At 55.0% G+C, this 20,574-nt stretch carries 22 protein-coding genes and 1 other annotated feature; of the genes, 17 read left to right on the top strand and 5 right to left on the bottom strand.

Annotated features, from left to right (window positions below; all coding sequences use genetic code 11):
• The first annotated feature begins 68 nt into the window (after positions 1-68).
• The 12 genes from nusB (at position 69) to tyrS (ending at position 11,662) form a co-directional block, all read left to right on the top strand.
• Positions 69-503: a transcription antitermination factor NusB gene (gene nusB, locus MTP41_RS00565; RefSeq protein WP_005942043.1), complete on the top strand. Its 435-nt coding sequence runs from the start codon at positions 69-71 to the stop codon at positions 501-503.
• On the top strand, positions 500-1,441 hold the full coding sequence (locus MTP41_RS00560) for a glycoprotease (protein ID WP_249235947.1): 942 nt from the start codon (positions 500-502) through the stop codon (positions 1,439-1,441). The genes nusB and MTP41_RS00560 overlap by 4 nt, the downstream gene beginning before the upstream one ends.
• Complete coding sequence (xseA, locus tag MTP41_RS00555; RefSeq protein WP_249235946.1) at positions 1,429-2,652, top strand: exodeoxyribonuclease VII large subunit; 1,224 nt, start codon at positions 1,429-1,431, stop codon at positions 2,650-2,652. The genes MTP41_RS00560 and xseA overlap by 13 nt, the downstream gene beginning before the upstream one ends.
• Positions 2,630-2,845 carry an exodeoxyribonuclease VII small subunit gene (gene xseB / locus MTP41_RS00550; protein WP_249235945.1) on the top strand — a complete coding sequence of 72 codons (216 nt, stop codon included), beginning with the start codon at positions 2,630-2,632 and terminating at the stop codon, positions 2,843-2,845. The genes xseA and xseB overlap by 23 nt, the downstream gene beginning before the upstream one ends.
• Positions 2,845-3,726 carry a polyprenyl synthetase family protein gene (locus tag MTP41_RS00545; RefSeq protein WP_097781771.1) on the top strand — a complete coding sequence of 294 codons (882 nt, stop codon included), beginning with the start codon at positions 2,845-2,847 and terminating at the stop codon, positions 3,724-3,726. The genes xseB and MTP41_RS00545 overlap by 1 nt, the downstream gene beginning before the upstream one ends.
• A gap of 32 nt (positions 3,727-3,758) precedes the next feature.
• Entirely contained in the window at positions 3,759-4,226 is a 468-nt protein-coding gene (locus tag MTP41_RS00540) for a divergent PAP2 family protein (RefSeq protein WP_097777783.1), read from the top strand.
• 68 nt (positions 4,227-4,294) lie between these two features.
• Entirely contained in the window at positions 4,295-6,178 is a 1,884-nt protein-coding gene (gene dxs, locus MTP41_RS00535) for a 1-deoxy-D-xylulose-5-phosphate synthase (protein ID WP_249235944.1), read from the top strand.
• On the top strand, positions 6,175-6,978 hold the full coding sequence (locus MTP41_RS00530) for a TlyA family RNA methyltransferase (RefSeq protein WP_249235943.1): 804 nt from the start codon (positions 6,175-6,177) through the stop codon (positions 6,976-6,978). The genes dxs and MTP41_RS00530 overlap by 4 nt, the downstream gene beginning before the upstream one ends.
• A 38-nt stretch (positions 6,979-7,016) precedes the next feature.
• On the top strand, positions 7,017-7,868 hold the full coding sequence (locus MTP41_RS00525) for an NAD(+)/NADH kinase (protein ID WP_005942060.1): 852 nt from the start codon (positions 7,017-7,019) through the stop codon (positions 7,866-7,868).
• A gap of 18 nt (positions 7,869-7,886) precedes the next feature.
• Complete coding sequence (locus MTP41_RS00520) at positions 7,887-8,369, top strand: arginine repressor (protein ID WP_005942062.1); 483 nt, start codon at positions 7,887-7,889, stop codon at positions 8,367-8,369.
• A gap of 21 nt (positions 8,370-8,390) precedes the next feature.
• Positions 8,391-10,055 carry a DNA repair protein RecN gene (recN, locus tag MTP41_RS00515; protein ID WP_120079272.1) on the top strand — a complete coding sequence of 555 codons (1,665 nt, stop codon included), beginning with the start codon at positions 8,391-8,393 and terminating at the stop codon, positions 10,053-10,055.
• A 66-nt stretch (positions 10,056-10,121) separates the two neighbouring features.
• Positions 10,122-10,377 (top strand) — a binding site (T-box leader).
• 64 nt (positions 10,378-10,441) lie between these two features.
• Positions 10,442-11,662: a tyrosine--tRNA ligase gene (gene tyrS / locus MTP41_RS00510; protein WP_249235942.1), complete on the top strand. Its 1,221-nt coding sequence runs from the start codon at positions 10,442-10,444 to the stop codon at positions 11,660-11,662.
• Positions 11,663-11,755: 93 nt separating this feature from the next.
• Here tyrS and MTP41_RS00505 read toward each other — a convergent pair whose 3' ends face one another.
• From MTP41_RS00505 to asd, 5 genes are all read right to left on the bottom strand, one after another.
• On the bottom strand, positions 11,756-12,223 hold the full coding sequence (locus tag MTP41_RS00505) for an ACT domain-containing protein (protein ID WP_097775498.1): 468 nt from the start codon (positions 12,221-12,223) through the stop codon (positions 11,756-11,758).
• 51 nt (positions 12,224-12,274) lie between these two features.
• Positions 12,275-13,582, bottom strand: a complete 1,308-nt coding sequence (locus MTP41_RS00500) for a CapA family protein (RefSeq protein ID WP_249235941.1) — start codon at positions 13,580-13,582, stop codon at positions 12,275-12,277.
• 54 nt (positions 13,583-13,636) lie between these two features.
• Complete coding sequence (gene dapB, locus MTP41_RS00495) at positions 13,637-14,395, bottom strand: 4-hydroxy-tetrahydrodipicolinate reductase (protein WP_097775500.1); 759 nt, start codon at positions 14,393-14,395, stop codon at positions 13,637-13,639.
• 90 nt (positions 14,396-14,485) lie between these two features.
• Positions 14,486-15,379 carry a 4-hydroxy-tetrahydrodipicolinate synthase gene (gene dapA, locus MTP41_RS00490; protein ID WP_097777789.1) on the bottom strand — a complete coding sequence of 298 codons (894 nt, stop codon included), beginning with the start codon at positions 15,377-15,379 and terminating at the stop codon, positions 14,486-14,488.
• Between the two features lie 41 nt (positions 15,380-15,420).
• The gene (gene asd, locus MTP41_RS00485; protein ID WP_005942078.1) at positions 15,421-16,503 is read right to left on the bottom strand and encodes an aspartate-semialdehyde dehydrogenase; all 1,083 of its coding nucleotides are present in this window, start codon (positions 16,501-16,503) and stop codon (positions 15,421-15,423) included.
• 170 nt (positions 16,504-16,673) lie between these two features.
• Between asd and queA the strand changes: the two genes are divergently transcribed.
• From queA to MTP41_RS00460, 5 genes are all read left to right on the top strand, one after another.
• The gene (gene queA / locus MTP41_RS00480) at positions 16,674-17,702 is read left to right on the top strand and encodes a tRNA preQ1(34) S-adenosylmethionine ribosyltransferase-isomerase QueA (protein WP_097777791.1); all 1,029 of its coding nucleotides are present in this window, start codon (positions 16,674-16,676) and stop codon (positions 17,700-17,702) included.
• 97 nt (positions 17,703-17,799) lie between these two features.
• Positions 17,800-18,945 carry a tRNA guanosine(34) transglycosylase Tgt gene (gene tgt / locus MTP41_RS00475; protein WP_005942084.1) on the top strand — a complete coding sequence of 382 codons (1,146 nt, stop codon included), beginning with the start codon at positions 17,800-17,802 and terminating at the stop codon, positions 18,943-18,945.
• 73 nt (positions 18,946-19,018) lie between these two features.
• Positions 19,019-19,330, top strand: a complete 312-nt coding sequence (yajC, locus tag MTP41_RS00470) for a preprotein translocase subunit YajC (RefSeq protein WP_005942086.1) — start codon at positions 19,019-19,021, stop codon at positions 19,328-19,330.
• Between the two features lie 75 nt (positions 19,331-19,405).
• On the top strand, positions 19,406-19,801 hold the full coding sequence (locus tag MTP41_RS00465; protein WP_154259836.1) for a TIGR04086 family membrane protein: 396 nt from the start codon (positions 19,406-19,408) through the stop codon (positions 19,799-19,801).
• 25 nt (positions 19,802-19,826) lie between these two features.
• Positions 19,827-20,567, top strand: a complete 741-nt coding sequence (locus MTP41_RS00460; RefSeq protein WP_143405509.1) for a hypothetical protein — start codon at positions 19,827-19,829, stop codon at positions 20,565-20,567.
• The last annotated feature ends 7 nt before the right edge of the window (positions 20,568-20,574 follow it).

The following is a 20,574-nucleotide window of genomic DNA, read 5'->3' as shown; positions in this document are numbered from 1 at the left end:
ATTCAGAATTGGAAGCCGATCCTCTCTGTGCTCTGGCCGGAGAGGCTTCGTGCTGCGAGAGGAACATTATGGAAAATATTTTGCCCCGTAGAGAAGCACGCGAGAATGCATTTTTGCTGGCATTTTCGCAGACCTTTGGTGATATCCCGCTGGCAGAGGCCATTACCAGCCATGAAGAAAACGATGAAGAGCACCCTGTGGATGGTTTCAGCAAGCATCTGCTGAACGCATACTACGATCATTCTGCCGAGGTGGATGATGAGATCCGTGCACATCTGCGCAACTGGACCATGGAGCGCCTGCCTCGTGTCAGCCTGACTATCCTGCGTCTGGCAGTTGCCGAGATGCTGTTTGGCGGCGAGAATAAGCCCGGTGTTGCCATCAACGAGGCGGTGGAACTGACGAAAAAGTATGGTGCGGACGAAGATTACCAGTTCGTGAACGGTCTGCTTGGCGCAGTGGCCCGGGATCACGGTCTGGATGCGGAGCAAGCCGAACAGTGAGCCGTTATACGCTTGGCATTGATACAAGCAACTATGCAACCTCTCTGGCAGTGTTTGATACAGCTGGAGAGGTTGTTTGCGCAAAGAAGCGCTTTTTGCCGGTAAAAGCGGGCCAGCTGGGCCTGCGGCAAAGCGATGCATTGTTTCATCATACGGTCGCGCTGCCGGAGATGATGCAGGAACTGGCGCAGGAATTTGATCTGACGCAGATCGATGCTGTGGGCGTATCGCAAAAGCCCCGCCCGGTAGAAGGCAGCTATATGCCTTGCTTTCTTGCAGGTGTCAATGCTGCAACGGCCTTTGCACATGCAAAAGGGATCCCGCTTGTGCTGACGACCCATCAGCAGGGTCACGCTGCCGCAGCGCTGTTTGCAGCTAAGGAGGAACAGCTGTTTGCTGAAAAAGTTCTGCTGTTCCATATTTCCGGCGGCACCACGGACCTGCTGCTCTGCGATCAGGTGCGCCGGATCACAACGCTTGGCACCAGCACAGACCTTTATGCCGGACAGGCTGTGGACCGTGTGGGGGTCAGGCTTGGCTTTGGCTTCCCGGCGGGTGCCGAGGTTTCCCGTCTGGCTGCACAGTGCACTGAGGAGATCAAGCCAAAATCCAGCGTGAAGGGGATGCAATGCAGCCTTTCCGGGCTGGAAAACCAGTGCAATGCCCTGCTTGCCGCAGGCAAAACGCCAGAATATGTGTGCAAGTACTGCCTGCTCTGTGTGGCGGATACAGTGGTAAAAATGACCAAAGCTGCACAGAAGGAATACCCCGGCCTGCCGGTGGTATGTGCTGGCGGAGTGATGAGCAGCGATATCATCCGTGCATGGGTGCAGAAACGTCTGCCGCAGGTCTACTTTGTGCCGGGACAGTATTCCAGCGATAATGCCATCGGTGTTTCGATCCTGGCAGCGCGGGAGGCCGGATTATGGCTGAAGTGATTACCGTTTCAGCACTCAACCGTTATGTAAAAACGCTGCTGGATGCCAACGATGCTTTGTTTGACCTTGCCCTGCGCGGCGAGATCGCAAATTTTGTACAGAATGCGCGCAGCGGGCACTGCTATTTTTCTCTGCGGGATGATATCTGCAGCGTCAAAGCGGTAATGTTCCGCACTGATGCACGCCGCCTTGCTTTCCGCCCGGAAGAGGGAATGCGTGTAGTCGTGCGCTGCCGCGCTACCCTTTATGAGCGCGACGGCGCATTTCAGCTGTACGTGAACGATATGTTCCCGGATGGCATTGGTGCCGTACAGCTGGCGTTGGAACAGCTCAAGGCGAAACTGGAGCAGGAGGGCCTGTTTGCACCGGAGCACAAAAAGCCGCTGCCGGAATTTCCTAAATGCATCGGTGTTGTTACCAGCAAGACGGGAGCTGCCCTGCAGGACATCCGCAATGTGCTCACACGGCGCTGGCCATCGGTACGGCTGCTGCTGTGTCCGGTGACAGTGCAGGGGTTTGAAGCCGCGCAGCAGGTGGCTGATGCCATCAAAAAGCTGGATCAGCGCAAAGAGGTGGACGAGATCATCGTTGCACGCGGAGGCGGCAGCCGGGAAGACCTGTGGGTCTTTAACGCAGAGATGATCGCCCGGGCTGCATACCGCTGCAAAAAACCACTGATCAGCGCAATCGGCCACGAGATCGACTATACCATTCTGGATTTTGTGGCAGACTGCCGTGCCCCCACACCTTCGGCTGCAGCAGAGCTGGCTGTACCGGATCGGGCAGAGCAGGAACGGATATTGCTGGATTTGCAGCAAAATATTCGCAAAAATATGCAAAAACGTTTTGATTTATGCTATAATGGTCTGGAACAATACAACTTTGTGTTGGAGCAGGGCCTTGCACGCCGAAACTGGCAAAAAAGTCAGGGGCAGCTGCAGCAGGTGCAGGATGCCATCCGTCAGCAGATTCAGAAACGCCTGCATTCTGCAGAATTGCAGCTGGGTCATGCGGCAGCACTTACTGGTTCGCTGGATCCATACAAGGTGCTGGCGCGCGGCTACACGATGGTCACAGCAGCCAACGGCACTATTTTAAATGCAGATGATCTGCAGCCGGAAAAAACAATCTATGTTCGCAGCGCTTCCCGCCGTGCAAAGTGCAGGGTGGAAGCGGTGGAGGAGATCAATGAGAACACCCAAAAGTTTTGAGGAAGGCATGGAACGGCTGAATACGCTCCTTGCACAGATGCAGAGCGAGGATACGACCCTTGCAGATTCGGTCAAACTGTATGCAGAGGCCGCTTCTCTGATGGAGTACTGCCATGCTGCACTGGAAAAAACATCGCTGCAGATCGACGAGATTGACGTAAAGCTTGCGGGCACAGTGCAGGAGGAAAGCTAATGGACTATCAGGAGCAGTATCAGAATTATCTGGCGCAGGCAATGGCCGCGCTGGAAACGGCCTGCGGCCGTTTTCTGCCGGAAGAATCCGAGGTGTGCCGTGCGGCACGCTACAGCCTGATGGGCGGCGGCAAACGGATCCGTGCAGTTCTTGTTCTCAGCGTCTGCGACATGCTGGGCGGCAGTATGCAGGCGGCACAGCAGTTTGCAGCTGCTGTAGAAATGCTGCACTGCTATTCGCTCATTCACGATGACCTGCCCTGCATGGACAATGATGATCTGCGCCGCGGCCGTCCTTCCTGCCACAAGGCGTTTAGCGAAGCAACTGCCATGCTGGCCGGTGACGTGCTGCTGACAGAAGCATTTGAGACAGTCGCCAATGCCCCGGCAGATGCGTCTGTCTGTGTACAGGCAGCGCGGGCACTGGGTGCAGGCGCTGGCAGCCGCGGCATGGTCTATGGGCAGGAACTGGATCTGAAATACGAAGCGTTGGCCGCAACAGAAGACCAGCTTCGGCTGATCCACCGCAATAAAACGGGTGCGCTGATCAATGCAGCCATCCAGATGGGTGCGGCTGCGGCCAAAGCAGATGAAGCACAGTGCAGAGCGCTGGAACAGTATGCTTATGGTCTGGGCCTTGTTTTTCAGATCGTGGACGATGTGCTGGATGTTACCAGCACACCGGAACAGCTGGGCAAGCCCATTGGCAGCGACAGCGAAAATGGAAAGACTACCTTTGTGACCCTTTATGGTGCGGAAGGTGCCATGAAGCTTGCACATGACCTGAATCAGGAGACCTGCACGGAACTGCACCGGAATTTTGGCGAAAAAGCTGCGTTTCTGGAACAGCTTGCGCAGCAGCTTCTTGTGCGTAAAAACTAAAAATAATCCATACAGAATAAAGGAAAAAGATTATGCAGCTTATTCAAAACATCCTGTCTTTCAATCAGATCCTTACGGTTTCACTGCTCGGCTGGTTTGTGGCGCAGGTGCTTAAAACCATCATCAATTTTATCCTGCTGGGCAAGTTCCAGTTGGAACGCATGTGGGGTGATGGCGGTATGCCCAGTGCCCACAGCGCAACGGTCTGTGCCATGGTCATTGCAACCGGACGCTGTGTGGGTGTTGACTCTGCCATTTTTGCAGTGGCAAGCGTGGTGGCAATCATTACCATGCACGATGCCATGGGCGTGCGGCATGAGACTGGCGAGCAGGCCAAGGTCCTGAACCAGATGATCGATCAGTGGATCGAAGTGAGCGAGAAGAATGCTCCTTTCCTGCAGAACATGCATCTGAAGGAGATGGTCGGCCATACGCCGCTGCAGGTCGTGGCAGGCGTACTGGTCGGCGCAGCCGTCGGCTTCCTGTATCCGCTGGCTTGAGGCATTCTTTTTTCACGCAGGAACGCACTACAGCAACAGAAAATCTTCATTTGAAGGACGTGTGATTTATGGGAGCATTGCTGCTGGACAGCATCAATCAGCCCAGAGATTTAAAGCAACTGAATGAACAGCAGGTGAAACAGCTGTGCGCGGAGATCCGCCAGTTTCTGCTGGAGAATATTTCCAAGACGGGCGGCCACCTTGCCTCAAACCTTGGCGTGGTAGAGCTTACCGTTGCGCTGCACCGTGTTCTGGATACACCACAGGACAAAATCGTGTTTGACGTCGGTCACCAGTGCTATACACACAAGATCCTTACGGGTCGGCGCGGACAGTTTGATAAACTGCGCCAGCTCGACGGGATCTCCGGTTTCCCGAACCCGAACGAGAGTGAACACGATGCATTCATTGCCGGGCACGGAAACACGGCGCTTTCGCTTGCGATCGGCATGGCGTGGGCCAAAAAGCTGCATCATGAAGCAGGGCTTGTGGTCGCGGTGATCGGCGATGGTGCCTTTACCGGCGGCATGGTCTACGAGGGCATGAACAACATTGAACAGCTGGACAACCTTCTTGTGATCCTGAACGACAACAAGATGTCCATTTCTAAAAATGTCGGTGCACTTGCCCGCTATCTGACTCATTTGCGCACGACCACGGCCTATTTTGATGCCAAGGATAATGTGCGCAGCTTTTTGGATGGAGTACCGCTGGTGGGCGCTCCACTGAAAAAAAACATCACCGAGTTCAAGACGCTTTTGCGTCGGGCAATGTACCACTCTACCATGTTCGAGGATATGGGCTTCCAGTACATCGGGCCGGTGGATGGCCACAACGTGGAAGAGCTGGAACGCACACTGCGCACCATCCGCAACCGGCAAGGGCCACATTTTCTGCACGTGATCACAAAAAAGGGCAAGGGCTATCAGCCGGCCGAGGCAAACCCCGGCAACTATCACGGCGTGTCGGCATTTGATCCGGATGGAATGCCCGACCCGGAGGTGGCACCAAAGGAATCGTTCTCGACGGTATTTGGCAATGCTCTTGTGACGGAAGGCGACCGGAACCCGAATATCTGCGCCATCACTGCAGCAATGAAGTATGGCACCGGCCTGCAGTTTTTTGCGCACAGCCACCCGGAGCGTTTTTTTGATGTCGGTATGGCAGAGCAGCACGCTGTGACCTTTGCTGCCGGGCTTGCAAGTCAGGGCATGCTGCCGGTGGTATGCATTTATTCCACCTTCCTGCAGCGTTCCTATGATCAGATCATCCACGACGTAAATCTGCTGCGGGAGAATGTAGTTTTTGCCATCGACCGCGCCGGTTTTGTCCCAGCGGATGGCGAAACGCATCAGGGCATTTACGATCCCGCTTTCCTGAGCCAGCTTGGAATGCCGCTGTATGCGCCTTCCAATTATCAGGAACTGAATTACTGGCTGCAGCAGCTGTTGAGTGACCGCTTCCATGGCCCACGGGCAATTCGTTATCCCCGCGGTGGGCAGGATGCAGTTCTGGCGGAATTTGGCTGCACCGGCGAAGATTATGATTTCCTGCGCAAGGCGGATGATGCAACAATCGTTCTGGTGAGTTACGCCGACGAACTGGCCGACCTTTTGCAGGCAGAACGTGAATTACAGCAGAAAAGCATTGCGTGTGATGTGATAAAAGCTGTAAAGCTGTATCCCTTTACAGACAAAATGATCGCCGATCTGTCGAAATATAAAATAATCCTGTTTGCGGAAGAATGCATTGCAAACGGAAGCATTGGTGAACATCTGGAATATGCTTTGCAGCAAAACGGATGGAATGGGCGCTTTATCCATTGCGCAGTGCGGAACGCGTGTCTTCCGCATGCCAGTGTGGCACAGATCAAACAGGCAACCGGTCTGGATGCAGCGCATCTTGTACAGGCCGTGCAGATGGCCGTGACGAAAGGAGAAAATTTACTGTGAAGATTCGATTGGACCAATATCTTGTTCAGCATGGTCTGACACAGAGCCGTGAGCGCGCAAAGGCGCTGATCATGTCCGGCATCGTTTTTGTCAATGAGCAAAAGGTGGACAAGGCCGGAGAGATGATCAAGGAAGATGCCAAGGTGGAAGTGCGCGGGCACGACATTGGCTATGTCAGCCGCGGCGGTCTGAAGCTGGAAAAAGCTATGAAGTGTTTCCCGCTTACACCCAATGGCAAGGTCTGCATGGACATTGGAGCATCTACCGGCGGCTTTACGGATTGTATGCTGCAGAACGGTGCCGTCAAGGTCTATGCGGTGGATGTCGGCTATGGACAGCTTGCATGGAGTCTGCGCACAGATGAGCGCGTAGTGAACATGGAGCGCACGAACATCCGCAATGTCAAACCGGAGGATCTTGCCGAGCAGATCGAGTTTTTCAGTGTGGATGTCTCGTTTATCTCGCTGCACCATATTTTCCCGGTGGCACAGGCAATCACAACGCCGGATGCCATGGGCGTTTGTCTGGTCAAGCCGCAGTTTGAAGCTGGACGCGAAAAGGTTGGCAAGAACGGTGTGGTGCGCGACCCTGCTACCCACCGTGAAGTGCTGCACAATGCCATGGGCTATGCTGCTGCAAACGGTTTTGCTGTACGCGGATTGGATTTCAGCCCGGTAAAGGGACCTGAGGGCAACATTGAATACCTGATGTTCGTGCAGAAGAGCGGTGAACCTTCTGTGCTGGACGACAGCGTTGCAGAGCAGGTGGTGGAGGCAAGCCACAGCACGCTGGACCGCTGAGCGGCTCTGCCATCAGACCAGAAAAAGGAGCTTCCCGCATGACGATCTATATTTCGCCGAATCCCGGCAAGACCTCTGCCAACGAGATCGCACTGCGCGCGGCGCAGATTCTAATGAACCATGGTGCAGCTGTTCTGATGTGTGAACAGCCACGCACAAGCTGCAGCACGGCCGGAGTGGTTTATCTGCCGCTGGAGGAATGCCTTGAGCAGGCAGATGTGATCCTGACCATTGGCGGCGATGGCACCATTCTGCATGAGGCAAATCTTTCGCTTCGGTACGCAAAGCCGATCTTGGGCATCAATCTGGGACGCTGTGGTTTTCTGGCTACCTGCGAAGTCAGCGAGATGGAAGCCAAGCTCTCCGCTGTTGCACGGGGAGAGTTCAGCGTAGACAACCGGATGCTGCTGTATGTCCGCGTTCTTGGCCACGATGGCTGGGAGGGCCACGCCCTGAATGACGTGGTGGTCACAAAGGGCCGCCTGCAGCAGGCGATCGATTTCAGCATTTACTGCGATGATATTTTAGTAGAGCACTACCGTGGGGACGGTGTGATCGTTGCAACGCCCACCGGCTCCACAGCGTATTCGCTGGCGGCGGGCGGGCCGATCCTGGATTCCCAGACGAAGGGCGTTGTTGTAACGCCTATCTGCCCGCACAGTCTGGCCAGCCCGGCCATGGTGTTTGCGCAGGAGCGCAAGCTGAATATCTGTGTGGGACAGGTGGCCGACGATGAAGTGTTTATCAGCTGCGATGGCAGAGCTGGCTGTCCGCTCAAGGCCGGCGCAACGGCTGAAGTAAGGCTCTCCGATCAGGTGGTAAAGCTGATCACCTTCGGAAAAGCAGATCAGTTTCAGGCCATTGACCAGAAGCTTCGCAGCAGACGATAAAGGGGAGGCGAGTTTACGATGGCGCGCAGCCGTAAGGAAGATGTAAAAAGCAAGGGAGAACGTCAGCAGGTGATTCTCCGGCTTGTGCAGGAACACCCGATCAGCCGGCAGGAAGTTCTGCTGGATCACCTTTCCAAAGAGGGATTCGAGGTAACACAAGCCACCGTTTCCCGCGATATCCGGGAGCTGTGTTTGGTAAAAGCTGCCACGGCAGAGGGGTATCGCTATGTCTCCAGCCGGAACGAAAGCTTCAACCCCAAAACGCAGGGAAGGTTTGAAACGATCTTTCATGAATCCGTGCTGGGGGTAGATTACGCCGGACATGTTGTGCTGGTAAAGTGCTATTCTGGCATGGCCAACGCCGCATGCGAGGTTTTTGACGCATTGCAGTGGAAAAATGTGGTCGGCACGCTTTCGGGCGACGACACGTTCCTGATCGTTGCACGGTCGGAGCGTGATGCAAAAACGATCTGCTCGGAACTGACGAGACACATTGGATAAAAATAACGCGGGAGAAAAGATATGCTGAGCAGCCTGCAAATTGAAAATGTTGCTGTGATCCAGAAGGCTGAAGTACATTTCAAGCCGGGCCTGAATGTTCTTACCGGTGAGACTGGTGCCGGCAAGTCGATCCTGATTGATTCCATCAATGCGATCCTGGGAAACCGCACTTCAAAGGATCTTGTGCGCACAGGGGCCTCCAAGGCGGTGATCCGTGCAGCCTTTGAGGAGGTGCCCGGTACGGTGCTGGACAGCCTTGAGAAGGCGGGCTACGAGCGCTCGGATGCACTGATGCTCAGCCGCGAGATCACAGCCGAGGGCAAAAGCACCTGCCGCATCAACGGAATGCCTGCAACGGCTGCGGTTCTGCGGGAGCTGTGCGGAGGACTTATCAATATCAACGGTCAGCACGACTCTGTGGGCCTTCTGAACCCGGCAAGACATCTGGGCATTCTGGATGATTATGCGCAGAACAGCGCGGAGTTTCAGGACTATTATGTCCTGTACCGGGAGCTTGTGCGCATCAAGCGGGAGCTGGATGCCATGATCACCGACGAAGCCGAAAAGCAGCGCAGGATTGATCTGTTGAGCTATCAGGTGCAGGAGATCGAGGATGCCGGACTGACCGCCGGAGAGGAACAGACGCTGGAAAGCCGCCGCAAGATCCTTGCCAATGCATCTGCCATCCGGGATAAGATCGCACAGAGCTATGCATTGCTTTCGGGCGATGACGAGGCCTCCGGCGCAGTCGATCTGCTGGGCGAGGCATCCAATGCAGTGGATGCTGCCGCGCAGCTGGATGATGCACTTGCCGGTGCATCCAGTCAGCTGCTGGATCTGTATTACAATGCAAAGGATGTTGCCGCAGATCTGATCGGTCGGCTGGATTCCTATGATACCAACGATGCGGAGCTGGACGAGATTGAGCAGCGTCTGGATCTGATCTACAAGCTCAAGCGCAAATATGGTGATACGGTAGAAGACGTGATCGCTTTTGGACAGAATGCAAGGGAAGAACTGGAGCGCATCCAGTCCTCACAGGAGCGGCATGACCACCTGCAGGCAGAAAAGCTCCGCCTTTATGCGCTGGCCCGTGAAAAGGCAGAAGCACTGACCCAGACGCGCCTGCGCGCTTTTGAAGAGCTGAATAAGCGTATTTCCGGCACGCTGGATTTTCTGAACATGCCGGGCGTGCGCATGACACTGCGCCATACCCGCGGCCCGCTGGCAAGCCATGGGCAGGACAGCATCGAGTTCTACATTTCCACAAACCCCGGTGAGGCGCCCAAACCCCTTGCAAAAATTGCTTCCGGCGGCGAGCTGAGCCGCATCACGCTGGCCATCAAAAATGCAATGGCCGATAAGGATGCCGTGCCTACCGTGATCTATGATGAGATCGACAGCGGTGTTTCTGGCAAAGCCGCCGGGCGTATTGGTGAGGTACTGCGCCAGAGCGCACAGGGCCACCAGATCTTGTGCATCACCCATACAGCCCAGATCGCTGCACTGGCCGACTGCCATCTGCTGATTCAGAAAAATGTAGCCAATGACCGCACCTATACCGAGATCCATCCGCTGGATGAGGAGGGCAGGGTGGAAGCACTGGCCCGGCTGATCTCCGGCGACCACGTTACCGAGCTTTCGCGTGCCAATGCCCGCGAAATGCTGGGTCTTGGCGCAAAATAAGCCAAAATAAACCGCTGCAGATAAGGGGGTTGACAAGCCCGAAGCATTGTGATAAAGTAGTTCTTGTTAATGGCGATGAAGGGAACAAGTACCTTGAAGTGTTCTGCCCAGAGAAACCCCGGTTGGTGTAAGGGGCCGCAGAGCAGCAGGGGAAATACCTCCCGGAGCTGCAGGCTGAATGCCGTTCAGGTTAATAGGCTGTGCCGCGTGCGAGCGTTACAAACGCAGGAGTGTCTCTCTACTCTGGGGTGTGCACTCGTGAGGTCGTTTCTGTGAGGAAGCGGCAAACAGAGGTGGTACCGCGAATTTTCTCGCCCTCTGCCAAATTCATTTTTGGCAGGGGGTGTTTTATTTTTCCCTCTGCCCACAAACAGGAGGAAAAAATCATGACTCTGTACGAAGAACTCAAGGCCCGCGGCCTGGTGGCCCAGATCACCGATGAAGAGATCATCGACCTGATCAACAATGGCAAGGCAACCTTTTACATCGGCTTTGACTGCACTGCCGACAGCCTGACCGCAGGCCACTTTATGGCTCTGACCCTGATGAAGCGCCTGCAGATGGCAGGCAACAAGCCTATTGCCCTGATCGGCGGCGGCACTACCATGATCGGCGACCCCTCCGGCCGCACCGACATGCGCAAGATGCTGACCAAAGAGGATATCGCCCATAATGCCGCATGCTTCAAAAAGCAGATGGAAAAGTTCATCGACTTCTCTGAGGGCAAGGCACTGATGCTGAACAATGCAGATTGGCTGCTGAACCTGAACTACGTGGAACTGCTGCGTGATGTGGGTGCCTGCTTCTCCGTGAACAACATGTTGCGCGCCAAGTGCTACGAGCAGCGCATGGAGAAGGGCCTGTCCTTCCTCGAGTTCAACTACATGATCATGCAGAGCTACGACTTCTACTACATGTTCCAGCACTACGGCTGCAACATGCAGTTCGGCGGCGATGACCAGTGGAGCAACATGCTGGGCGGCACCGAGCTGATCCGTCGCAAGCTGGGCAAGGACGCTTATGCTATGACCATCACCCTGCTGACCGACTCTCAGGGCAAGAAGATGGGCAAGACTGCCGGCAATGCTGTCTGGCTGGATCCCAACAAGACCAGTCCATTCGAGTTTTACCAGTACTGGCGCAATGTGGGCGATGCCGATGTGATGAAGTGCATCCGTATGCTCACCTTCCTGCCGCTGGAGCAGATCGACGAGATGAGCACATGGAAGGATCAGCGCCTGAACGAGGCCAAGGAAATTCTGGCTTACGAGCTGACCAGCATGGTCCATGGCAAGGAAGAGGCCGAAAAGGCTCAGAATGCTGCCCGCGCACTGTTCAGCGGCAGCGCAATGGATACCGAGCACATGCCTTCTACTCAGCTGACCGAGGCCGACCTGACCAATGGCTCCATCGGTATCCTGACCCTGATGGTCAAGGCTGGTCTGGCAGCATCCAACGGCGAGGCACGCCGTCTGGTCGTGCAGGGCGGTGTTCTGGTGGATGGCGAGAAGGTAGCCGCTCCCACCGTTAGCTTCACTGCTGAGCAGCTGGCAAAGGGCATTGTGATCAAGAAGGGCAAAAAGATCTACCACAAGGTCACTCTGTAAAAAATATTGAACATGAAAATGCCGGTGTACTCCGTTTTGGAGTGCACCGGCATTTTTTCACTTGATGGAGGATCGCTCGCTTGATTGCAGAATTTACAGCTCGTAAGCCTTCTTCAATGCTTCGTAAGCTGCATCCTCATTCTCTGCGTGGACCAGCAGGGAAATATCCAGATCGCTGGTGGTGATAAGCAGTACTTCAATGCCGGCCATTGCCAGAGAATTCAGTGCACGGGCAGCTACGCCGCAGCTGGTGACCATTTCTTCACCAAACAGGTTCAGCTTGGAATAACCCACGCTGATCAGCGGAGAAGCCTTGGCATCCTTGTCCAGATTTGCAACGGAAATAGCCTTCATCACCAGCGGAAGATCACTGCTGGAAGCGGTAAAGCTGAAATCAATGGTGGTGCCATGGGGCGCACTCTGGCTGATCATATCTACGACCACACCGTTATCTGCAAAGATCTGCAGGTAACGTGCCAGGCTGTTGCCCTTGAACTCTACATCCTGCACACTGATCATCATGAGACTCGGCTCAATATTGATCTTCGATACTCCGTACATAAAGATCCTCCATTCTGCCCGAAAGGCGGGCTTCAACGATACAAAATTTATTCAGGTAAGCTGCAAAAGCTCCGGGTCGATATTTTCCCGGGCAATGGACTGAATCATTTCCAGGCTGAAATCCGGATACGCCTGCCGTACTCCGTGGGACTTTGTAAGGGCTTCGGTATAATCGCGGAACAGATAGGTACGCACATTGGATTTGCCTGCATCATAGTGGGTTACCGTCGGAAGAAGTCTGGGGGAGAGCACGCTGCAACGGACGGTGCCGTCCAGTTCGGTCGTTTTTTCAAGCTGAACCGATAAAATTGCGCCGATCAGCTGATCGGGCTTTTCCTGCGTGCTGATAAAATTGCCCAGAGAATAGGCTGTGAACACCTGCCTGCCGTCTGCTGCAGTCAGCCACTGTGCATTTTGCAGCACATGCGGGTGGGTGCCAATGATCAAGTCTGCACCCCAATCCGCAAGGCTTTGTGCCAATGCACGCTGCGCATCCACAACGGTATGACTGTTTTCCACGCCCCAGTGCACACCCACCACCACAAAATCTGCAAGCTGACGTGCCGCTTTTACCTGCTGCTCGATCACATCGGTCTGGCTGGTATAGATCACATTGGCCTGCATGGAGCTGTTCTGCGGGATGCCATTGGTATGCTCTGTATAGGAAAGATATGCGATCGTTACACCATTGACAGTCTGCAGCGGGATATGACCGTAGTCCTCTTTGCCCTTCCACAAACCGGTGGTCACTACATCCTCCGGCATACTGCCCCAGAAGCGCAGGGTGGCGGCAATGCCGGAAGCGCCTTTATCGTAGGTGTGGTTATTGGACAGGCTGAACACCCGCACACCCGCCCGGTAAAGCGCACGGGCGCAATCGCCCGGCGTAGAAAAGCATGGGTAGGAGGATGGCTCCAATTCATCCGTGCAGAGCGTTTCCTGATTGATCCAGTTCACATCATGCTGTGCATAAAAAGGCGCAATATGTTCGTAACAGTAATCGAAACTGTAAGCTTCCTCTCCGGAAGCGCGGCGCTGCGCCTGCTTATAAATGGGTGCGTGGATCAGATTATCTCCTGTTGCAGAAAAGCGGACAGTCTGAACCAGCGGCTGCGGTTCCGGCTCTGGCGCAGGCTCTGCTTCTTCCAGCTGTGATACAGTGGCAGAACCTGCAGAAGAGCTTTCCGTGCTCACCGGTTCTGCCGTCGGTATGCTTTCCTGCAGAAAGAACTTTGGCAGCAAAGGCAGGCAGAACAGAAATACGATCAGCACCGCTCCGGCTGTCCAGAAAGCCTGCCTTCTGGCGCGGCGTTTTGCAGTCGGTCTGCGCCGGTGCTGTTGCGGGGATTGTTTGTTCATCCGCGTCCACATCCTTCCACCATGTTTCTGCCAAAAGCAGAGCAATCAGGCTTTTTAAAGTGCAGCGATCATATCACCCATATTGTACAGGCCCGGCTCCTTTTTTGCAAGGTAAACTGCTGCATTCACAGCGCCGTTTGCAAAAATATTGCGGGAATAAGCGGTGTGCTTGAGAGTGATCACTTCATCCGGACCGCAGAACAGCACTTCGTGATCACCCACGATGCTGCCGCCGCGCACGGAACTGATACCAATTTCCTTCGGGTCGCGCTTCTGACGGACAGAAGAACGGTCGTAAACATAATGATATTCGCCATTGTTTTGCTCATTGATGGCATCGGCCAGCATCAGAGCGGTGCCGCTGGGTGCATCCAGCTTGTTGTGGTGGTGCTGCTCCACGATCTCAACATCGTAGTTCACACCCAGAATAGCCGAAGCGCGCTTGCACAGCTCCGACAGCACATTGATGCCCATGGACATATTAGCGCTCTTGAACACCGGCACCGTGCGGGATAGCTGCACCACCTTGAGCTGCAGCTCTTCCGAAAGGCCGGTGGTGCACACCACGATGGGCAGCTTGTGAGCTTCACAGTAGGGCAGAGCCTTTTCCACAGCGGCCGGAGAGCTGAAATCGATAATCACATCGCCCTTGCCGTCCAGCTTTTCCAGGCTGTCATACACAGGGATGCCGTTCTGTTCGCCATCCTTTATGTCGATGCCTGCAATCACGCGGCAGTCCTCGCGCTGTGCGATCATATCACACAGCACATGGCCCATGCGGCCGCCGATGCCCTGAATCACAATATCCGTCATAATTTTTATCCTTTCCTGCCCGTTTTGCATATCGGCATATCGCAAAATGCCCGGACAGAGCGCTCCGCCGGGCATTTTGCAGCCAAAAACTTATTCTGTAATAAGACCCTCTGCACGCAGAGCCTTTTCAATATACTCCTTGTGTGCCTCGCTCGGCTCTACCAGAGGCAGACGGCACTCGCCAGCTTCCCAGCCCAGCACATTCATGGCGTACTTCACCGGAATGGGGTTCACTTCACAGAACAAAGCACCTGCCAGCGGCAGCATTTCCAGCTGCAGCTCACGGGCCTTTGCGGTATCGCCGTCAAAGAATGCCTTGCAGCAGTTGTGCACCAGCTCCGGCTTGACATTGGACACGACGCTAATCACGCCCTTGCCGCCCAGAGCCAGCAGGGGAACCACCTGATCGTCGTTGCCGGAATAAATGTTCAGCTCGTCGCCGCACAGCTGTGCAATCTTGGCTACCTGAGAGATGTTGCCGGAAGCTTCCTTGATGCCGTTGATCAGAGGATGCTTGCTCAGTTCCAGAGCAGTCTCCGGGGCAATGTTCAGGCCGGTGCGGGAAGGCACGTTGTACATGATCACCGGGATGCCTCCGGCCTCAGCCATGGCGGTAAAGTGAGCAACAAGACCAGCCTGCGTGGTCTTGTTGTAATAGGGAGTCACCATCAGCAGAGCGTCTGCGCCGCATTCGGCAGACTTTGCGGCCAGTGCGCAGCCGTGGTCGGTATCGTTGGAGCCGGCACCGGCAATGACGGGCACGCGGTGGTTGACAACATCCACCGTATACTTGATAGCGGCAAGCTGCTCCTCATCGGTCATAGTAGAGCACTCGCCGGTGGTGCCGCAGATGATGATGGCATCGGTATGGTGCGCGATCTGATCCTCAATAATGCGGCCCAGCTCGTCAAAGTTGATGCTTCCGTCCTCGTACATCGGGGTGATAATGGCAACACCCGCGCCGGTAAAGACAGGATTCTTCATAGCCTAAAACTCCTTTGTATGCGCTTTTGCGCAAAATATACTTAGTCGAAATAGCCCTTTGCGGCCAGCAGCTCTGCCAGCAGAACGCCGCCGCCTGCAGCACCGCGCAGGGTGTTGTGGCTCATGCAGGCAAACTTGTAATCAAACAGGGTGTCCTCGCGCAGGCGACCGATGCACACAGCCATGCCGTTCTCGGTGTTGCGGTCCAGCTTGGGCTGCGGACGATCCGGCTCGGTGAAGTAATGCAGGAACTGCTTGGGTGCGCTGGGCAGGTCAAGCTCCTGTGCGGGGCCGCGGAAGTTTGCCCATGCCTCCAAAATCTGCTCCTTGGTGGGTTTCTTCTCAAAGCTTACAAACACGGCAGCGGTGTGGCCGTCGGAGACAGGCACGCGGAAGCACTGTGCGGTGATCACCGGCTTTTCGGCGTTCACGATATGGTCGCCCTCAATGTGGCCCCACAGCTTGAGCGGCTCGCGCTCGCTCTTTTCTTCCTCGCCGCCGATGTAGGGGATCACGTTGTCCACGATCTCGGGCATACGGTCAAAGGTCTTACCTGCACCGGAAATGGCCTGATAGGTGCACACCAGAGCCTTGCTGACACCAAAATCCTTCATCAACGGGTGCAGGGCGGGAACATAGCTCTGCAGGCTGCAGTTGGACTTGACGGCAATAAAGCCGCGCTTGGTGCCCAGACGCTTGCGCTGTGCGGGGATGATCTCGATGTGGTCGGCGTTGATCTCGGGCACCACCATGGGCACATCCGGGGTAAAGCGGTTCGCACTGTTGTTGGACACCACCGGGCACTCAGCCTTTGCATAAGCCTCTTCCAGAGCCTTGATCTCATCCTTGGGCATATTGACTGCACAGAAGATAAAATCCACCTGAGAAGCAACCTCTTCCACCTTGGATGCATCCAAAACTACCATCTTCTTGACACTTTCCGGCATGGGGGAGGTCATGGCCCAGCGGGGACCGACAGCTTCCTCATAGGTCTTGCCGGCGCTGCGGCCGGATGCAGCCAGAACGGTCAGCTTGAACCAGGGGTGATTTTCCAGCAGCGTCACAAAACGCTGACCGACCATACCAGTCGCACCTACGATACCCACTTTATACTGTTTTTCCATTTCCAGCACCTTTCCTTTCGTGAAAGCGAACTCAATAAATATTTCTATTACATAGATTCACGGCTTGCAAACCGGACAGCGATGCAATATAATAGATACTGTTTATACAGATTTTATGATATCATTGATACGGTGTCCGTGTCAATCATCGGAAAGGCAAATTGCACGCTATGTTAAAAAAAGATTTTTGGTATGATTTACCCAAAGAACTCATTGCACAGGAGCCTGCTGACCCCAGAGACTCTGCACGGCTGATGGTGCTGAGCCAGAAAGACGACAGCATCCAGCACAAGATCTTCCACGATCTGCCGGAATTTTTAGAGCCGGGCGACCTGCTGGTGGTAAACAATTCCAAGGTTCTGCCCGCCCGCATTGTGGGTGTCAAGCAGCCCACAGGCGCTGTGTGTGAGCTGCTTTTGCTGCGTCAGGTCAAGGGCGACCAGTGGGAGTGCCTTGCAAAGCCTGGCAAGCGGATGCAGCCCGGCACGAAGGTGAGCTTTGGTGACGGCAGTCTGACCGCCGTGGTGGACGAGACCATGGAGGACGGCAACAAGTACGTTACATTCTATTACGATACTGAGACCCTTTATGAAAAGCTGGATGAATTTGGCAAAATGCCTTTGCCGCCCTATATCACCAAGCAGCTGGAGGATCAGAGCCAGTATCAGACTGTTTACGCAAAGGAGCTTGGCAGTGCTGCAGCCCCTACGGCCGGCCTTCATTTCACGCCGGAGCTGATGGATACCATCCGCGCCAAAGGCGTGAACATTGCCGAAGTGACTCTGCATGTGGGTCTGGGCACCTTCCGCCCTGTACAGGAGGACGAGATCACGGATCACAAAATGCACAGCGAATGGTACTGCATCGACGAAAAAACGGCGCAGGTGATCCGCGATACCAAGGCTGCCGGTCACCGTGTGATCGCAGTGGGCACTACCAGCTGCCGCACGCTGGAAGCCGTTGCCGCAAAGTACGGCGAGATCCGCGCCTGCAGCGGCAACACTTCTATCTTCCTGTATCCAGGCGTGAAGTTCAACTGCATCGACGGCCTGATCACCAACTTCCACCTGCCGGAAAGCACCCTAATCATGCTGGTGTCGGCCCTGTATGGCTACGAAAAGACCATGGCAGCCTATAAGGTGGCTGTGGAGGAACGTTATAGATTCTTCTCTTTTGGCGATGCGATGCTGATTCTTTGATTATTTTTCCCGCTATTCTGTTGTTGATGAGCCTGATCCCGGGCTTTTTCATGAAGATCGCACGGCTGTTTTCCGTGCACAGAAAGGAACAAAAACTATGCCTTCTTTGACGACCTATAAGCTGCTCAAGCAGGAACACGATGCCCGGCGGGGCGAGTTCAAGACCGTGCACGGCACGGTGCAGACGCCCGCTTTTCAGAACGTGGCTACCGCCGGTGCTATCAAGGGCGGGTTGTCTGCGCAGGACCTGAAAGACATTGGCGCACAGGTCATGCTGTGCAACACCTACCACCTGCATCTGCGCCCTGGCGACAAGCTGGTAGCCGATATGGGCGGTCTGCACAAATTTACCCGCTGGAACGGCCCCATTCTGACCGACAGCGGTGGATTTCAGGTATTCAGTCTGGCAAAGCTGCGCAAGATCACCGAAGAGGGCGTGACCTTTGCCTCCCATCTGGACGGCCACCGCATCTTTATGGGACCGGAAGAGAGCATGCAGATCCAGGCAAACCTTGGCTCTACCATCGCCATGGCCTTTGACGAGTGCGTAGAGAACCCCGCACAGCACGATTACTCCAAGGCCAGCTGTGAACGCACGACCCGCTGGTTGAAACGCTGTAAGATTGAAATGGCCCGCCTGAAGCACGAGGGCATTTCCGTGAATCCCGATCAGCTGCTGTTTGGCATCAATCAGGGCTGCACCTTTGCTGATCTGCGTGTGGAGCACATGAAGCAGATTGCAGACCTCGATCTGGACGGTTACGCCATCGGCGGTCTGGCTGTGGGCGAGCCCACCGAGGTGATGTATGAAATGATCAGTCAGGTGGAGCCCCACATGCCCAAGGATAAGATCCGCTACCTGATGGGCGTTGGCACCCCCGGCAATATCATTGAGGCAGTTTCCCGCGGCGTGGATCTGTTTGACTGCGTGATGCCCAGCCGTAATGCACGCCACGGCCACTTGAACACCTGGGGCGGTATCATCAACATCAAGAATGCAAAGTATGAGCGCGATGAACGCCCTATTGATCCTGCCTGTGGCTGTCCGGTCTGCCGCAGCTATTCCCGCGCCTATATCCGCCACCTGTTCAAAGCGGAGGAGATTTTGGGAATGCGCCTTGCCGTCATGCACAACCTGTGGTTCTATAACCATCTGATGGAGCGCATCCGGGATGAGCTGGATGCAGGCACCTTCACGGCTTTCCACGATAAATATGTAAAGCTTCTGGATACCCGAATTTGAGAATAAGCCTTGCAACAGGTCGTTTAAAAAGGTATAATAAGCTTATCTGAATTTTGAGAGGAGATTTTGCCCCATGCAATTTCTGACTACCACTTCCGAAGGCTATATCAGCCTGTTCTTCACACTGGCTCTGATGCTGGTTCTGCTGTACTTCATGATCTATCGTCCCCAGAAGAAGCAGGAGAAGAAGGATGCCGCAATGCGCAGCAGCCTAGAGATCGGCGATCAGGTCACCACCATTGGCGGTGTCATTGGCCGTGTTGTTGCAATCAAGGACGATACCTTTGTTCTGGAGACCGGTGCTGACCGTGTGAAGATCCGCTTCACCAAGACTGCAATTTCCGCTGTTGAAAAGCTGAACATGGACAAGGCTGACAAGAAGTAAGCTTTTTCTTCAAACAATTAAGAGCATATCAAACGCGTCTTCCTGCATAGATTACTGGCAGGGAGGCGCGTTTTTATGTCTGAGAAAAAACTTTTCCCGGCGGAACTCCGGGTTCTTCTGCTGGCGGGGGCAGTCGGCGTTATGGTCACAGCGGGCTGGCTGGCCGCAATGGCAGCGCTGATGACAGCACAGGGTTATTCTGGTGCCGCCGCACCGCCGCTGGCAACAGCAGCCGTTGGTGCAGGGAGCCTTTGCAGCGGTTGGATCGCTGCATTTTGCAAAAAGGAACGCGGCCTGCTGTGCGGGCTTGTACAGGGCCTGTTTTATGCGGCATTGCTCGTGGTGCTCAGCGTTCCTTCCGGTACGCTTACGGAAGAGCCGCCGCTGCTGCGGTTTGCTGTGCTGATCCTGTGCGGCAGTATTGGCGGATTGCTGGGCATGGTGACCCGGGAGAAAAAGCGCCGCAGCTGAACAAATAGAACAAGGAGGTTCGATCATGTGGGTCTATCAGCAAACAGGAACGCCAGCGCATTTGCCAGAAGCCGCGCAGCAGCTTCCCACAGGTGAAGCTGCGCTTCTGCCGCAGCCGCAGAAGACACTGCCGCCAGAACGATCCGCACCGGAAGTGCCTTCACCGCTGCAGAGACATAACACGGAAACCCGGCAGAAAACCTGCTGGCTGCTCGTCTGTGCCTTTCTGATCGGCTCTGGCTCAGCTGGCGTGCTTCTGGCTTTCTGCGAAAAACAGCAGCCGGACTGGCTGCAATATTACCTGCAAAGCTGGCGCGGCCTGTTTGCCGCTGCAGATGCACATACTGCGGCCAGCCTTTTCGGAATGGAATATCTTACGCTGGCTGCGGCCGCGACCCTTCTGTTCCTGATGGGCTTTTCCGCACTGGGGCCGGTTTTGATCTTTTTGTTTACGATGTTCTATGGGCTGGGAAACGGGACGCTGTTTGTGCAGCTGCTTTCCGACACGGCACTGAAAAAAGAAACGTGGCTTCTGCTGCTTGCATTTCTGCCTGCGGCAGCTGCTTCTGCAGGGCTGTGCACGCTCGGCACAGATTCTCTGCGGGTGAGCAGCCAGATCCGCGTCTGTTCCTTTTTTGCAGCAGGGCCTGACCGGGAGATCGTCCGGCCACATGGATTCATCCGGCAGTATCTGCTGACGCTGACGTTATTTGTGCCGCTGTGCGGCATTTCTGCAGCGCTTGCAAGCATTGGAAGCAGGCTTTGAGCAAGGC

It is taken from the genome of Faecalibacterium sp. I4-3-84, assembly GCF_023347255.1.
Taxonomy (GTDB): Bacteria; Bacillota; Clostridia; order Oscillospirales; family Ruminococcaceae; genus Faecalibacterium; species Faecalibacterium taiwanense.
The sequence above is the reverse complement of the archived record's forward strand: the minus strand, read 5'-3'. Positions and strand labels throughout refer to the sequence as shown.

Coding starts and splice junctions, on each gene's coding strand:
- MTP41_RS00465 (WP_154259836.1), top strand. CDS start 19,406: ATGTCTGAGAAAAAACTTTTCCCGGCGGAACTCCGGGTTCTTCTGCTG.
- dapA (WP_097777789.1), bottom strand. CDS start 15,379: ATGAAGAATCCTGTCTTTACCGGCGCGGGTGTTGCCATTATCACCCCG.
- MTP41_RS00520 (WP_005942062.1), top strand. CDS start 7,887: ATGGCGCGCAGCCGTAAGGAAGATGTAAAAAGCAAGGGAGAACGTCAG.
- xseA (WP_249235946.1), top strand. CDS start 1,429: ATGGCTGAAGTGATTACCGTTTCAGCACTCAACCGTTATGTAAAAACG.
- tyrS (WP_249235942.1), top strand. CDS start 10,442: ATGACTCTGTACGAAGAACTCAAGGCCCGCGGCCTGGTGGCCCAGATC.
- recN (WP_120079272.1), top strand. CDS start 8,391: ATGCTGAGCAGCCTGCAAATTGAAAATGTTGCTGTGATCCAGAAGGCT.
- MTP41_RS00460 (WP_143405509.1), top strand. CDS start 19,827: ATGTGGGTCTATCAGCAAACAGGAACGCCAGCGCATTTGCCAGAAGCC.
- MTP41_RS00500 (WP_249235941.1), bottom strand. CDS start 13,582: ATGAACAAACAATCCCCGCAACAGCACCGGCGCAGACCGACTGCAAAA.
- MTP41_RS00505 (WP_097775498.1), bottom strand. CDS start 12,223: ATGTACGGAGTATCGAAGATCAATATTGAGCCGAGTCTCATGATGATC.
- dapB (WP_097775500.1), bottom strand. CDS start 14,395: ATGACGGATATTGTGATTCAGGGCATCGGCGGCCGCATGGGCCATGTG.
- tgt (WP_005942084.1), top strand. CDS start 17,800: ATGCCTTCTTTGACGACCTATAAGCTGCTCAAGCAGGAACACGATGCC.
- nusB (WP_005942043.1), top strand. CDS start 69: ATGGAAAATATTTTGCCCCGTAGAGAAGCACGCGAGAATGCATTTTTG.
- xseB (WP_249235945.1), top strand. CDS start 2,630: ATGAGAACACCCAAAAGTTTTGAGGAAGGCATGGAACGGCTGAATACG.
- MTP41_RS00545 (WP_097781771.1), top strand. CDS start 2,845: ATGGACTATCAGGAGCAGTATCAGAATTATCTGGCGCAGGCAATGGCC.
- MTP41_RS00540 (WP_097777783.1), top strand. CDS start 3,759: ATGCAGCTTATTCAAAACATCCTGTCTTTCAATCAGATCCTTACGGTT.
- queA (WP_097777791.1), top strand. CDS start 16,674: ATGTTAAAAAAAGATTTTTGGTATGATTTACCCAAAGAACTCATTGCA.
- MTP41_RS00525 (WP_005942060.1), top strand. CDS start 7,017: ATGACGATCTATATTTCGCCGAATCCCGGCAAGACCTCTGCCAACGAG.
- yajC (WP_005942086.1), top strand. CDS start 19,019: ATGCAATTTCTGACTACCACTTCCGAAGGCTATATCAGCCTGTTCTTC.
- dxs (WP_249235944.1), top strand. CDS start 4,295: ATGGGAGCATTGCTGCTGGACAGCATCAATCAGCCCAGAGATTTAAAG.
- asd (WP_005942078.1), bottom strand. CDS start 16,503: ATGGAAAAACAGTATAAAGTGGGTATCGTAGGTGCGACTGGTATGGTC.